Origin of the sequence: Pseudomonas fildesensis, assembly GCF_001050345.1 — a bacterium.
GTDB lineage: Bacteria > Pseudomonadota > Gammaproteobacteria > Pseudomonadales > Pseudomonadaceae > Aquipseudomonas > Aquipseudomonas fildesensis.
Genome location: NZ_LFMW01000012.1, coordinates 293,634 through 308,151, shown reverse-complemented (window position 1 = coordinate 308,151; position 14,518 = coordinate 293,634). Strand labels below are relative to the sequence as shown.

Annotated in this window: 8 protein-coding genes; 7 read left to right on the top strand and 1 reads right to left on the bottom strand. The window is 60.3% G+C overall.

Annotation, left to right across the window (positions count from 1 at the left end; genetic code table 11):
- Window positions 1–13 precede the first annotated feature (13 nt).
- From ACR52_RS18540 to dnaB, 3 genes are all read left to right on the top strand, one after another.
- Window positions 14–907, top strand: a complete 894-nt coding sequence (locus ACR52_RS18540; protein ID WP_048727443.1) for a YybS family protein — start codon at window positions 14–16, stop codon at window positions 905–907.
- Between the two features lie 18 nt (window positions 908–925).
- Window positions 926–1,372: a 50S ribosomal protein L9 gene (gene rplI, locus ACR52_RS18535; protein ID WP_003171376.1), complete on the top strand. Its 447-nt coding sequence runs from the start codon at window positions 926–928 to the stop codon at window positions 1,370–1,372.
- A gap of 110 nt (window positions 1,373–1,482) precedes the next feature.
- Entirely contained in the window at window positions 1,483–2,877 is a 1,395-nt protein-coding gene (gene dnaB / locus ACR52_RS18530) for a replicative DNA helicase (RefSeq protein WP_048727438.1), read from the top strand.
- 2 nt (window positions 2,878–2,879) lie between these two features.
- On the opposite strand, the gene ACR52_RS18525 is transcribed toward dnaB, so the two are convergent.
- Window positions 2,880–6,878 carry a dermonecrotic toxin domain-containing protein gene (locus tag ACR52_RS18525; RefSeq protein WP_330219093.1) on the bottom strand — a complete coding sequence of 1,333 codons (3,999 nt, stop codon included), beginning with the start codon at window positions 6,876–6,878 and terminating at the stop codon, window positions 2,880–2,882.
- Between the two features lie 215 nt (window positions 6,879–7,093).
- Between ACR52_RS18525 and ACR52_RS18520 the strand changes: the two genes are divergently transcribed.
- The 4 genes from ACR52_RS18520 to ACR52_RS18505 all read left to right on the top strand — a co-directional run bounded on the left by ACR52_RS18520 (window position 7,094) and on the right by ACR52_RS18505 (window position 14,363).
- Entirely contained in the window at window positions 7,094–9,397 is a 2,304-nt protein-coding gene (locus ACR52_RS18520) for a YgiQ family radical SAM protein (protein ID WP_048727430.1), read from the top strand.
- Window positions 9,398–9,506: 109 nt separating this feature from the next.
- On the top strand, window positions 9,507–10,439 hold the full coding sequence (locus tag ACR52_RS18515; protein WP_048727427.1) for a hypothetical protein: 933 nt from the start codon (window positions 9,507–9,509) through the stop codon (window positions 10,437–10,439).
- A complete protein-coding gene (locus ACR52_RS18510; protein WP_048727423.1) occupies window positions 10,436–10,885 on the top strand; it encodes a hypothetical protein in 450 nt (149 codons plus the stop codon). The genes ACR52_RS18515 and ACR52_RS18510 overlap by 4 nt, the downstream gene beginning before the upstream one ends.
- 187 nt (window positions 10,886–11,072) lie before the next feature.
- The gene (locus tag ACR52_RS18505; protein ID WP_048727419.1) at window positions 11,073–14,363 is read left to right on the top strand and encodes a transglutaminase family protein; all 3,291 of its coding nucleotides are present in this window, start codon (window positions 11,073–11,075) and stop codon (window positions 14,361–14,363) included.
- Window positions 14,364–14,518: the final 155 nt, after the last annotated feature.

The following is a 14,518-nucleotide window of genomic DNA, read 5'->3' as shown; positions in this document are numbered from 1 at the left end:
AGGGATTGAATGCATGCGCGCCTTAGCTGAGTTCATCATGCGCGGTCGTGTGCAGGCCACTCTGGTAGTGGCTGGATGTGCAGCATTGCCGTTGTTGTATTGGTTGGGTGCTGCCGCTGGATGCCTTGTGCTCCTGCGGCGCGGTTTTCAGGATGCCATTGGCGTCCTGGCCCTGGGATTGCTGGCTGCCTTGATCTGGTGGCTGCAATTGGGCGAACCCAAGGTGCTTATGGTGCTGTTGGGGTCGTCGAGCCTTGCGTTGGTTTTACGCGCAAGTGAGTCCTGGGTCCGCACGCTGCTGGTCAGCGTGGCATTGGGGTTGGTGTTTTCAGTGTTGCTCGGCGCGGCTTTCCACCCGCAAATCGAGGCGCTGGCGCAAGAGATCGTCAAGGTCCTGCCGCTGGCTCTCGGGGATCTCTACCAGCAGTTATCGGTAGACGAGCGAGCGCGCCTTGCGGCGCTGATAGCACCGGCCCTGATCGGCCTGATGGCGGTAGTGTTGCAGATTGTCAGTGTGCTGAGCCTGATGCTTGGGCGTTACTGGCAGGCGTTGTTGTACAACCCGGGTGGTTTTGGTCGCGAATTTCGCAGTATCAGAATCCCCGCGGGCCCGGCGATGTTGCTGCTGGCATGCATGGTTGTCGGACCGAACTTCGGTCCACAGGCAGCCCTGTTATTGCTGTTTTGCAGCGTACCGCTGGTGTTCTCCGGACTGGCCCTGATTCACGGGCTGGTGGCGCAGAAGCGCCTGGCCAGGTTCTGGCTGGTGGGGTTGTACGTCACGCTGATGCTGTTCATGCAACTGATCTATCCGTTACTCGTGGTTTTGGCCATTGTCGACGGCCTGATTGATTTTCGCGGTCGTCTGGCGCCGAAAGACGCCGATAACGCGAACGGTGAAGGTTAAAAGTTAGAGGATTTTCACATGCAACTGATCCTTCTGGAAAAAGTCGCCAACCTGGGCAACCTGGGCGACAAAGTGAACGTTAAGGCCGGCTACGGTCGTAACTACCTGCTGCCATACGGCAAAGCCACCGCTGCAACCGCTGCCAACCTGGCTGCGTTTGAAGAGCGTCGTGCCGAGCTGGAAAAAGCAGCAGCAGACAAAAAAGCTTCGGCCGAAACTCGCGCTGCCCAACTGGCTGAGCTGGAAGTGACTATCACTGCCACCGCCGGTGACGAAGGCAAGCTGTTCGGTTCGATCGGCACCCACGACATCGCTGATGCACTGACCGCCTCCGGCGTTGAAGTGCAGAAGAGCGAAGTTCGTCTGCCGAACGGCACCATCCGCAACGTAGGCGAATTCGACGTAGCCGTGCACCTGCACGCTGAAGTTGAAGCCACCGTACGCGTTGTCGTGGTAGCAGCTTAAGCAGCACCTAACTGACTGGCACCTAGCGTGCCAGACGGTTAACATCGGGCACGATCCTGTTCACAGGTCGTGCCTTTTGTTTTTCTACAGCCCCCTAATTTCAAGTGGCCATGAACGATATCTCCGCTCCTGAGCAATACGATCTGCAAACCGCGTCCCTGAAGGTGCCGCCGCATTCCATCGAGGCCGAACAGGCCGTGCTCGGTGGTCTGATGCTGGACAACAACGCCTGGGAACGCGTGCTTGATCAAGTCTCGGACGGTGATTTCTATCGACATGACCACCGCCTGATCTTCCGCGCCATCGCCCGCCTGGCTGACCAGAACTCACCGATCGACGTGGTGACCCTGGCCGAGCAACTGGACAAGGAAGGCCAGACTTCGCAAGTCGGCGGCCTGGGCTACCTGGGCGAACTGGCGAAAAACACGCCGTCGGTCGCCAACATCAAGGCCTATGCGCAGATTGTTCGCGCGCGGGCCACCCTGCGGCAGTTGATCGGCATCGCCACCGAGATCGCCGACAGCGCCTTCAACCCGGAAGGCCGCACCGCTGAAGAGATTCTCGACGAAGCCGAACGGCAGATCTTCCAGATCGCCGAAGCCCGTCCGAAAACCGGCGGCCCGGTCAGCGTCAACGACCTGCTGACCAAGGCCATCGACCGGATCGACACCTTGTTCAACACCGACAACGCCATCACCGGCCTGTCCACCGGCTACACCGACCTTGATGGCATGACCAGTGGCTTGCAGCCTTCGGACTTGATCATCGTCGCCGGCCGTCCGTCCATGGGTAAAACCACCTTTGCGATGAACCTGGTGGAGAACGCTGTACTGCGCAGCGACAAGGCCGTACTGGTCTACTCGCTGGAGATGCCAGGCGAATCGCTGATCATGCGTATGTTGTCGTCCCTGGGGCGTATCGACCAGACCAAAGTGCGTGCTGGTCGCCTTGAAGACGACGATTGGCCGCGCCTGACCTCGGCGGTCAACCTGCTCAACGACCGCAAGCTGTTTATCGATGACACCGCGGGCATCAGCCCCTCGGAAATGCGCGCGCGTACCCGGCGTTTGGTGCGTGAGCACGGCGACATTGCCCTGATCATGATCGACTACCTGCAACTGATGCAGATCCCGGGCTCCAGTGGTGACAGCCGTACCAACGAGATTTCCGAGATTTCCCGCTCGTTGAAAGCCCTGGCCAAGGAATTCAACTGCCCGGTGGTTGCCCTGTCGCAGCTCAACCGCTCCCTGGAGCAGCGCCCGAACAAACGCCCGATCAACTCCGACTTGCGGGAGTCCGGAGCGATCGAGCAGGATGCTGACGTCATCATGTTTGTTTACCGGGACGAGGTGTATCACCCGGAGACCGAGCACAAGGGCATCGCCGAAATCATCATTGGTAAACAGCGGAACGGTCCAATCGGCACCACACGCCTGGCGTTTATCGGTAAATACACCCGCTTTGAAAACCTCGCGCCGGGCAGTTATAACTTCGACGACGAGTAAGTTCAGGTCAGGAGGTCAAGCAGGTTATTGATCGCGGCTTCGTCGTATTGGTAGTTCCAGCGCAATTCAGTGCCGGCCGGAATATCTTCGCTGGCAAAAAATCCCGACAGTAATGCCTTCTCCAGAGGCTCGTTGCCGATTTGGGTCTTAACCCTGAACTTTGCAACTTCAACGTTATACCCCGCCGCAGCCTGCCTGACCGGCTTTCCTGCTTCGTATTCGAAAATCGTGTTTATCCTGGAAAGGATGTTATCCCCCGAGAACTCTGGCGGGTTAGCGGCGCGCCCCGAGGAGGGTGCATTGATATCCAACAGATAAGGATCCCTTCGGTAAACTGCTACGTTGTGGGGGACCAACTCTCCGCCATACACGCCGAGGGCTTCGCCCCTTTGAATGGGCTTTCTGGTGATGACGGTGTCCTGCTTGATCAGCACCGATTCCTCCGGGAATTTTTGATGGGCAGCGGTGAAAACGGTGAGTTCGAGTTTGTCCTCATAAAGTCGCGCCACCTCTTCGTAGCCTTCCCACTGAATGTAAGGTTTCACCAGGTTGCTGCTGAATGTTGCATTTGTGGTGTTTGATCTACTGCGGGTCTGCAATTCCTTGATGCGCATGGGGCGCCCACTCAGGCTGCGCAACGGATATCGGCCATTGTTGGCGCGATCATATTTGCGTAGATAGTTCTGGCTGTGTTGATAGCTTTTCTCGGTGCGCATGCGCTCGCGTTCCTGAGGTGTGAAGCGCGGGATCACTGTGCTCTCTTCGGCCGAGCCATAGTCGCTGGAAGACTCTGCTGACTCGAACTCATCACTCGACTCCATGTGGATCTGCAGAGGCACCTGAGAGGGTTGCATGCCTCCCGGCAGGAGGCCTTTGGTTTGATCTATTTCCCATCGCCCTCCCTGCGCCCGACGCAGGTAGGGCCTGTAGGCCCTGAACGGGCTGCGTGCGTCGATCAAAAACCAGCCAAGGTCGCTGATTTTGATTTGAAAGTATTTACCGTTGTCCTGGACGTAATACCGATAGCGTCCATCGGGCAGAGGAGGCGCTTGATAGATGCCATCCTCGCGCAGTGTCAGCCCTGGCAGAGTGCCCGTTTCGGCGAACAACGGGTCCAGTGGCTCCCCGGCAGCGCTTGAGAGTGCGCTCATGGCGACCCTGGCACGAATGGCCGGAGAGTTGGCTGTACGTGACAAGCTGATTTTTTGGATGGCGTGCTTAAGGGAGTCGGCTCCCGACTGCTCCAGGAGTGCCGCGCGTTCGGGGTCGGAAAGTGTTTGCTCAAGGGTGCCAGCAAGATCGTTGAGCGAACCCGAGGGCTGGCCTTTGGTATCCAGTCGCGCGTACAACTCGCCCTGGCGGATCAAGGTGTGCTGAACACGGGCATCCGAGGGGCCTATGCAACCCAGCAGTGCGCCTTCACGACTGCCGTCGTACACCTCGATCTTGCGCGAGCTTGGCCAGCCGGGCAGTTGCTCCAGGCTGTACAGCGTCAGTGGCACGCTTTCACGGCTGCTCATCGAGTCGAGAAAAACCCCTGACTGAGCACGCCATGCCTGGGTCGCCGCATCGTATTGCTCGGCCTCCCAGCGCGACAGTGGCGCCAAGCTTTTAGTCTGTTGCAGGCTCTGCTGTTCGGCTTGGGAGAGGGTGGCTTCCATTTCCTCAAGATGACTTTTTGATAGTCGCGGCATAAGCGCGCGAATGCCTATCTCCGTGGGGGTGACGGCTGTTTCGCCGGGCGCGGTGAGCAGGGAAAGCAGCCGTTGTTTTTGCTGCGACGCTTGTGTTTCCAAGCGCATGGCCACGTTCTCGACCTTGGTCATAAAGGCGGGATACCAGTCGAGCAGCAGTGTGTTGAATTCAGTCTGCGCCATCTGCTCTTCCAGGGCATGCAACAGTTCACCCTTTCTGAATCGCGCTTCGCTGATCTTGATTTCAACCGTACCCGTGCCGTGACTCACTAGCACCTGTTGTTGCTCGCCGACAATCTTCAACACATGGTTGGCGGGCCATTCGGGGAGTGAAGTGAGCAGGTGAAACTGAATCAGCGGCGAGTGGGCAGTAACCGATGCGCCTTCGGCGCGCGCCAGGTTGAAGTCATTGATTTCCTGCTCCAGGTTGAAGTGCTTGACCGTGTCACGCAACAACGGCGGAGGGCGCAGCATGGCCTGGTGGACTTCGCTCAGGCTGGCCTTGTCCAGGCCGCTGAGCAGCAGGATCGGTTCCACCTTCGGTTGGGTGATATTGGCTGCATCGGGCCCCAGGCGCTTGATCAGTTTAAGATCGTCCCAGCTCTCTGGTGCTTCATGGGTCTGACGCCACCCGCCTACGCCATTACTCAGGAGTGGAGGGCAATAAGCGTCCTGCACGCTTGGGTGTGACAGTTCCCATTGCTTGCCATCCGGGGCGCGCTGGACTGCATGGGGGTGATCATCCAGTTTCAGATAGTGCTGTTGCCCGTGTTTGTACAAGCCTTGGCTGTCGGCCACTACGTGGTCAGGCAATGGATCGGGGTGGCGGTAGGGTTTGATGTCGGCGCTCCACAAGCGCCAGCCCTTGCTGCGCACGCGCACCTTCACCAGTTTGGCACCGAAGCCGACTGTGCGGGTGACGCCGGCGGTGGCCACTGCCAGGGCGGCGGTATCCACCAGGTCGAGCAAGTCGTTCAAGGCTTCATCGCTGTCGCCGCGGCTCCAGGCCGCAAACCCTTCATACACCGTGTTGAGCACCTGAGTCGCAGTGACCACCAGCAGTACTTCTCCCACGATTGGAATGAACGACGCGGCGAAGAACAGCGCGGACTTGCCCAGATCGATGTAGCCCTGCAGGCGTTTTTGCCGGCTTATCAGGTCGGCTTCGGCGGTGGGTACGGCAACGATGCGTGCGTCGTTCTTGATCTGAGTGATTCGCTGGCGGGCAATGGCCTGGAACAGCTCACCCTTAATTGCGGTGAGGCTGACCGTTGCCTCCAGTCTGGCAGGATAGGTTCTTCGATTCGTTAGCAGTTCAGGCCCGCCAACGTAAGCCGGAGTCACGCTCAAGAGGTTGCCTTGATGTTGCAGCGGCACAAGGTGCTTGAAGAAGTCTTGGTAATCGGGTTTTAGCAGGCGCTCTGTCAGGCGCTCCTTGAGGTCATCCATGGAGGCGTGTTTACGCAGCGGGGCGCTCGGGTCTTCGGGTGTATAAAGCATGAACGGGATGCCGATGCTCGACGCCTCGATCACCAGGACATTGGGCAGCACCACCCTATTCAGGGTCAGGTGGTTGTACGTTATCGCCAGGTGGTTTCCCGAGCGCTGGAGGCTGTGCAATTGCAAATGCTGTCGGGGCCGTAACTTTTTACGCATGTAAGCAACATGCAGCGTGACTCCGAAGGCGTGCTGCGCCTGAGCCCTGACCACGTTGAGCACCTGGGCGGCAGTACGACCAGAGGTGGCGCCCGTCGCGGGTTCGAGGATGTTGCTGAGGTGTTTCAGGTACTGGCCGCCCAGGTCCAGCTCGCGGCAGAAGCGGGCGAACGATGCTGCGCATATGGTACTTGGCACCTCACCGGACTTTGTGACGTTGAAAATGGCGGTGCCGATTTCCAGTCCACCAACGTCGGTTTCCGAGGCTTCGAAGTTTTGCAGGGCGGCTTCCAGCAGCGTCTGGCGGGTGGTTCTGGCGTGATTCTTGATCAGGCCAAGCAGGTGATGATTTTTCCATTCGCGGGACAGAATGGCGTCCTCGTCCTGGATAAAGCCAAAGAACCAGGATTGGAGTCGCTCTCGCAGCAGTGGGCGCGTAAAGGTTTCGGGGCTTTGTACTTCATCCAGCAGCGCCTTGAGGTCGTGCCTGGATTGATTACTGCTGATCAGGCTGCTGCGAAAGTCTTCACGCAATTGTGCGGGAGCCTGGCTCAGCCAGGCAGGCAACTGGTCCTTTATAAAGCCCAGGTGGGGAGTCAGGGGAGAGGCTGATGCTTGGCGGGCGGGCGGTTGAAGCGATTGTGTGGTCATTGATCGAGCCATGTGCTGGGGTTGATCGCTTCCAGCCTATCCATGGTTTTTTTGACGCGGGCCTAACGCAGTAGCCCCAGAAGGGGGCGACAATCTGCATGGCCGATCGAACTGGCAGGTACCCAGATTAAAACCCGACCATTGCCGTCGGAATTGGTCAAATTTTGTGCTATATTCCGCGCCCGCGATTTTTCATCTCAACACCGGTCATCGTCATGCAAACAGCCAAGCCGTTATTTGACTATCCCAAGTACTGGGCCGAATGTTTCGGTCCTGCGCCATTCCTGCCGATGAGCAGGGAGGAGATGGATCAGCTTGGCTGGGATTCATGCGACATCATCATCGTCACCGGTGATGCCTACGTCGACCACCCGTCGTTCGGGATGGCAATCATCGGCCGGCTGCTGGAGTCCCAGGGCTTTCGCGTCGGGATCATTGCCCAGCCGAACTGGCAGTCCAAAGACGACTTCATGAAGCTCGGCGAGCCGAACCTGTTTTTCGGCGTCGCGGCCGGCAACATGGACTCGATGATCAACCGCTACACCGCCGACAAGAAAATCCGTTCCGACGACGCCTACACCCCTGGCGGCATGGCCGGCAAACGCCCGGACCGCGCGAGCCTGGTGTACAGCCAGCGCTGCAAGGAAGCCTACAAGAACGTGCCGATCGTGCTCGGTGGCATCGAAGCTTCCCTGCGCCGTATTGCTCACTACGACTACTGGCAGGACCGGGTACGCAACTCGATCCTGATCGACGCGACTGCCGACATCCTGCTGTACGGCAACGCCGAGCGGGCCATCGTCGAAGTCGCCCAGCGCCTGTCGTGGGGCCACAAGATCGAAGACATCACCGATGTGCGCGGCACCGCGTTCATTCGCCGTGACACGCCGGCGGGCTGGTACGAAGTGGACTCCACGCGTATCGACCGTCCGGGCAAGGTCGACAAGATCATCAACCCGTACGTGAACACCCAGGACACCCAGGCCTGCGCCATCGAGCAGGAAAAGGGGCCGGTTGACGATCCGGAAGAGGCCAAGGTCGTACAGATCCTGGCCAGCCCGCGCATGACCCGCGACAAGACTGTGATCCGCCTGCCATCGGTGGAAAAAGTCCGTGGCGACGCGGTGCTCTACGCCCACGCCAACCGCGTGTTGCACCTGGAAACCAACCCAGGCAACGCCCGCGCTCTGGTGCAGAAGCACGGCGAAGTGGACGTGTGGTTCAACCCGCCGCCCATCCCGATGACCACCGAAGAAATGGACTACGTGTTTGGCATGCCTTACGCGCGCGTCCCGCATCCTGTGTATGGCAAGGAAAAGATCCCGGCCTACGACATGATCCGCTTCTCGGTGAACATCATGCGTGGCTGCTTCGGCGGCTGTACCTTCTGCTCGATCACCGAGCACGAAGGCCGGATCATCCAGAACCGCTCCGAAGAGTCGATCATTCGCGAAATCGAAGAGATCCGCGACAAGGTGCCGGGCTTCACCGGCGTGATCTCCGACCTCGGCGGGCCGACCGCGAACATGTACCGCATTGCCTGCAAGAGCCCGGAAATCGAATCCGCGTGCCGCAAGCCGTCGTGCGTGTTCCCGGGTATCTGCCCGAACCTGAACACCGACCACTCGGCGTTGATCCAGCTGTACCGCAGCGCCCGTGCGTTGCCGGGTGTGAAAAAGATCCTGATCGCCTCCGGCCTGCGCTACGACCTCGCCGTCGAGTCGCCGGAATACGTGAAGGAACTGGTCACCCACCACGTTGGTGGTTACCTGAAGATCGCCCCGGAACACACCGAGGAAGGTCCGCTCAACCAGATGATGAAACCGGGCATCGGCAGCTATGACAAGTTCAAGCGCATGTTCGAGAAGTACACCAAGGAAGCGGGCAAGGAGCAGTACCTGATCCCGTACTTCATCGCCGCCCACCCTGGCACCACCGATGAAGACATGATGAACCTGGCCTTGTGGCTCAAGGGCAATGGCTTCCGCGCCGACCAGGTGCAGGCGTTCTACCCGTCGCCGATGGCCACCGCCACCGCGATGTACCACTCGGGCAAGAACCCGCTGCGCAAGGTCACCTACAAGAGCGACTCGGTGACCATCGTCAAGAGCGAAGAGCAGCGCCGTCTGCACAAGGCCTTCCTGCGTTACCACGACCCGAAGGGCTGGCCGATGCTGCGTGAAGCGCTGACCCGCATGGGCCGCGCCGACCTGATCGGGCCGGGCAAGGAGCAACTGATCCCGTTGCACCAGCCGGCTACCGACAGCTACCAGAGCGCGCGTCGCAAGAACTCGACGCCGGCCGGCAGCCATAAGGTCGCCAAGGAAGCCACCACCAAGATCCTCACCCAGCACACCGGCCTGCCGCCCCGTGGCAGCGACGGCAGCAACCCGTGGGACAAGCGCGAACAAGCCAAGGCTGCAGCCATGGTGCGCAACAAGCAGGCGGCGAAAGAACGCACCGATGCGGCCAAGGGCAAAGGCAAGAAGCCTGTCCGCAAGCCGGTCGTGCCGCGTTGATCGTAGCCTGAACATGCAAAACGCCAGCCTCGTGCTGGCGTTTTGCTTTCTAGGCGGTGGGCTGACCGTTTGTTAAGGTGGCGCCCATTCATTTCAAGGAAGAACACCCATGGGCAACCCGCTGCTCAACATCGGCATGGACTCCAACCGCTCGCAGTTCATGGTACGCCAGCGCATCGAAGGCCAGATCAACTTGCCACGGCTGTTTGCGGCCATCGACGCCGACCCCGGCATTGTCGGCGCGGGCGTGGTGTATATCGACGCCGACTTCAACGTCGTGACCCTGCGCGAGTTCAAGCCTATCTGCAGTATCAAGCCCAAGCGCGTCATTATTCGCGAGGCGCAGAAGTACATCGCGCCGGCACAGTTTGTGGAGCAGGTAAAGAATGACCCGCGAGAAGGACGCCTGCGCAAAGAAGCGTTCGACATGGGATTGTCCTGCGGCGCCGCCGTTATCGGTTGGATAGTCGTTTTCAGCGGCAGTGTGGCCGTACCGTTCACGGCGGGTGCCAGCGCATTTGTGGTGGGTATTGGCGTGACAGCCGCGCTGGCCAGCAGTGCGCAGTGTGGCTTTGGTGTGGCGCGTACCTACAACGAGGTCCTCGAACCCGACGCCAACGACCGTATGGATGACTCCGAATGGTACGGCGCCGTTTCTCCCTTGCTTGATGGGGCGTCCCTGCTGGGGGTCGGTGTCGGCGCGTTGACAACGGTGCGACTACTTAAAGCCAGCAAAGCTGCCGCATTGGGTAAAAGTTGGTATGAGTTGCTCAAGGGGCTCAGTCGCCAGGAGCGCAAGAAACTGACCAAGGAATTGCTGAGCCTCAAAGACCCGAGCCTCACGCCCAAGTTGCTCAAGTTGCAGCAGCGCTCGGGCAAATTGACGAAGAGCTTCAGCTCCACCGAAATCCGTCACGCAACCCTGACCCAAATGAAAGATGCGCTGGGTGGCCTATTGGGCGTCGTCGGTAGCTATCGTACCGGCCATGTGGGCACTGCCAGCACCCTCGCAATCGGCTTGTATGAGGACTTGACGGAATGAATGGCTTTCCCGACCTGGGTAGTTTTCTTGCCCGCTACTTCCCCGTGTTCATGGGCACGATATTCATGGCGATCTTTTCCGGCGCCGGTGCTGTTTCCTTGGCAGGAGTGACTTATCTGCGTGGGGTGGATCTCTCTCTCAAGGCCGATTACTCCGTGCTGGCCATTCTGGTGCTGGTGGCGGTGCTGGTCGTTGGAAACGTGATGATTGCGCGAGGTTATCCTTGGGCTGCCAGGCTGGTAGCGGGCTACCTGCTGGGTTGCTTGTTGTGTGTGGTTCCGATGATTCAGTACCACCCTCATATGTTGGTCTATTGCTCGACAGTCGTCTTCCCGCTGTTGGGGCTCCTGCTGCTCAACAGCAAGCGCCATCGCGAGATGCGCCAGAAGCTGCTTGAAGTACGTCAACTGCGCCAGGCCGTTATTGCAAAGCGCAAGGCCCGTTGACTGGGTAGATTCACCACCCACCCTCACACTCACGCCACAAATATGTGCAACGCTTGCACCATCGCCCCTACGTTGGCGCTGTTTTGGTGCTGTACTGCACCGGGTCTTACGATAAAGCGCAATGTCCGCCGCTCTGGCATAAGTCTTGCGCGCTTTGTGTCCATGCCCTGGCTCGCAGGAGGCCGCCGTGTCGATTCATGTCGCGTTGCACCACGTTACGCATTACCGCTACGACCGCGCTGTCGAACTCGGCCCACAGATCGTGCGTTTGCGCCCGGCTGCCCATAGCCGCACGCGGATTCTGTCCTACGCACTGAAAGTGCTGCCCGAGCAGCACTTCATCAATTGGCAACAAGACCCCCAGGGTAATTACCTGGCGCGGCTGGTGTTCCCGGAAAAGACTGACGAGTTGCGCATCGAAGTCGACCTGGTCGCCGAGATGGCGGTGTTCAACCCGTTCGACTTTTTCCTTGAGCCCTACGCGGAAAAAATCCCGTTCAGCTATGCCGCCGATGAGCAGCGTGAGCTGGCGCCGTACCTGGAAACCCTGCCGCTGACGCCCAAGTTCGCCGCGTACCTGGCCGGTATCGACCACACACCGCTGCCGGCCGTGGATTTCCTGGTCGGCCTGAACCAGCGCCTGGCTGCCGACATCGGCTACCTGATCCGCATGGAACCGGGCGTGCAAACCCCGGAATTCACCCTGGATAACGCTTCCGGCTCGTGCCGCGATTCGGCCTGGCTGCTGGTGCAATTGCTGCGCAACCTGGGGCTGGCGGCGCGGTTTGTCTCCGGTTACCTGATCCAGCTCACCGCCGACGTCAAAGCCCTCGACGGCCCGTCCGGCACCGAAGTCGACTTCACCGACCTGCACGCCTGGTGCGAAGTGTATTTGCCCGGCGCCGGCTGGATCGGCCTGGATGCCACTTCCGGGTTGTTCGCCGGTGAAGGCCACATCCCGTTGGCCTGTAGTCCCGATCCTTCTTCCGCCGCACCGATCAGCGGGTTGGTGGAACCGTGCGAGTGCGAATTTACCCACGAGATGTCGGTAGAGCGCATCTGGGAAGCACCGCGTGTCACCAAGCCCTACACCGAAGAGCAATGGCTGGCGATCCAGGCCTTGGGCCGGCAGATCGACGGCGACCTGCTCAAGGACGACGTGCGTCTGACCATGGGCGGTGAGCCGACCTTCGTCTCCATCGACGATCCCGACGGCGCCGAGTGGAACACCGCCGCCCTTGGCCCGGACAAGCGTCGGCTGTCAGCCGAGTTGTTCCAGCGCATGCGCAAGCACTACGCGCCCAAAGGCCTGGTGCACTTCGGCCAGGGCAAGTGGTACCCCGGCGAGCAACTGCCGCGCTGGTCGCTCAACTGCTACTGGCGCCGCGATGGGGTGCCGATCTGGCACAACAGCGCGTTGATCGCCGATGAACAACAGGACTACGGCGCGGACGGCGTGATGGCCGGGCGTTTCCTCGCCAGCGTCGCCGAGCGCCTGAAGCTGCCAGCGCGCTTTGTGTTCCCGGCCTTCGAAGACAATTTCTACTACCTGTGGCGCGAAGGCGCGCTGCCGCAAAACGTCACCGCCCAGGACCCGCGCCTGAGCGATGACCTGGAGCGTGAACGCCTGCGCAAAGTGTTCGGCCAGGGCCTGGATAAAGTCATCGGCCAAGTATTGCCGCTGGCGCGCACGGCGGCTAACGACCGCTGGCAGAGCGGGCGCTGGTACCTGCGCGATAACCACTGCCGGCTGGTGCCGGGTGATTCGCCGCTGGGTTATCGCCTGCCGTTGGCGTCGCAACCTTGGGTGACAGCGGCGGAATATCCGTTTGTGCATCCGACTGATCCTAACCAGGATCAACCGGAGTTGCCGACCACCACGCAACTGCAAAGCCACGCCGAACCTGCGTCGAGCGAAGACCGCACGCCGAAGGTCGACGAATCCGCCGACTGGCTGACCCGCACCGCGCTGTGTGCTGAGGCGCGGGAAGGGCGCCTGTACCTGTTCATGCCGCCGCTGGAACGTGTTGAGGATTACCTGGAATTGGTGACCGCCATCGAGGCGACCGCCGAAGAGTTGCATTGCCCGGTGCTGCTGGAAGGTTACGAGCCGCCGGCCGATACACGCCTGAGCAACTTCCGCGTGACGCCGGATCCGGGTGTGATCGAGGTCAACGTGCAGCCGTCCGCCACATGGGACGAGCTGGTGGAACGCACCGAATTCCTCTACGAAGAAGCGCGGCAAACCCGTCTGACCACTGAAAAATTCATGATCGACGGCCGTCACACCGGCACCGGCGGCGGCAACCACTTTGTAATGGGGGGCGCGACGCCCAAGGACTCACCGTTCCTGCGCCGCCCGGACTTGCTGCGCAGTTTGATCAGCTACTGGCATAACCATCCGTCCTTGTCCTACCTGTTCTCCGGCCTGTTTATCGGCCCGACCTCACAGGCGCCACGGGTGGACGAAGCGCGCAACGATGCGCTGTACGAGCTGGAAATCGCCTTCGCGCAAATGCCCGAACCCGGTGAAGAATGTGCGCCGTGGTTGGTGGACCGTCTGCTGCGCAACCTGTTGATCGACGTGACGGGCAACACTCACCGCGCCGAATTCTGCATCGACAAACTCTACTCACCCGACGGCGCCACTGGCCGCCTGGGCCTGCTGGAATTGCGTGCCTTTGAGATGCCGCCCCATGCGCGCATGAGCCTGACCCAGCAACTGCTGCTTCGGGCACTGGTGGCGCGCTTCTGGCGTGAACCCTATGCGCCGCCGAAACTGGCGCGCTGGGGGACCGAGCTGCATGACCGTTTCCTGTTGCCGCACTTTATCGAGCAGGATTTTGCCGACGTGATCGTCGAGCTCAATGCGGCCGGTTACCCACTGCGTGCCGAATGGTTTGCTGCGCACCTGGAATTCCGTTTCCCCAAGGTCGGCGACTACGCCGTCAGCGGTATCGAACTGGAACTGCGCCAGGCCCTGGAACCCTGGCATGTGTTGGGCGAGGAAGGCGCGGTGGGCGGTACGGTGCGTTATGTGGATTCGTCCCTGGAGCGCTTGCAGGTGAAGTTGAGCGGGCTGCCGCCGCAACGCTATCTGCTGACCTGCAACGGCATCCCGGTGCCGCTGCAACCGACCGGGCGCATCGGCGAGTTCGTCGCCGGCGTGCGTTATCGCGCCTGGCAACCGGCGAATTGCCTGCAGCCGACCATCGCGGTGCATGCGCCGTTGGTGTTCGACCTGCTGGACACCTGGATGCAGCGCTCGCTGGGCGGTTGCCAATACCACGTCGCTCATCCGGGCGGACGCAATTACGACAGCTTGCCGGTGAACGCCAACGAAGCCGAGAGCCGGCGCATGGCGCGGTTTTTCCGCTTGGGGCATACACCTGGAAAGCTCGCTGTGCCAACAGTCGTGATCAACGACGAATTGCCGATGACCCTGGATCTGCGACGCTTCCCCAATAAAAACGACTGAACTCAGTCCCTCGGTGGGGATGGGCTTTTGTGGCGAGGGAGCTTGCTCCCGCTGGGGTGCGAAGCGCCCCCCAAAGCAGGCGACTGCTACGCAGTCGAACGGGAGTAAACTCCCTCGCCACAGCAAGCCCGCTCCCACAGGGGATTTGCAGTGTT

Coding starts and splice junctions, on each gene's coding strand:
- dnaB (WP_048727438.1), top strand. CDS start 1,483: ATGAACGATATCTCCGCTCCTGAGCAATACGATCTGCAAACCGCGTCC.
- ACR52_RS18540 (WP_048727443.1), top strand. CDS start 14: ATGCGCGCCTTAGCTGAGTTCATCATGCGCGGTCGTGTGCAGGCCACT.
- ACR52_RS18510 (WP_048727423.1), top strand. CDS start 10,436: ATGAATGGCTTTCCCGACCTGGGTAGTTTTCTTGCCCGCTACTTCCCC.
- ACR52_RS18515 (WP_048727427.1), top strand. CDS start 9,507: ATGGGCAACCCGCTGCTCAACATCGGCATGGACTCCAACCGCTCGCAG.
- rplI (WP_003171376.1), top strand. CDS start 926: ATGCAACTGATCCTTCTGGAAAAAGTCGCCAACCTGGGCAACCTGGGC.
- ACR52_RS18520 (WP_048727430.1), top strand. CDS start 7,094: ATGCAAACAGCCAAGCCGTTATTTGACTATCCCAAGTACTGGGCCGAA.
- ACR52_RS18525 (WP_330219093.1), bottom strand. CDS start 6,878: ATGACCACACAATCGCTTCAACCGCCCGCCCGCCAAGCATCAGCCTCT.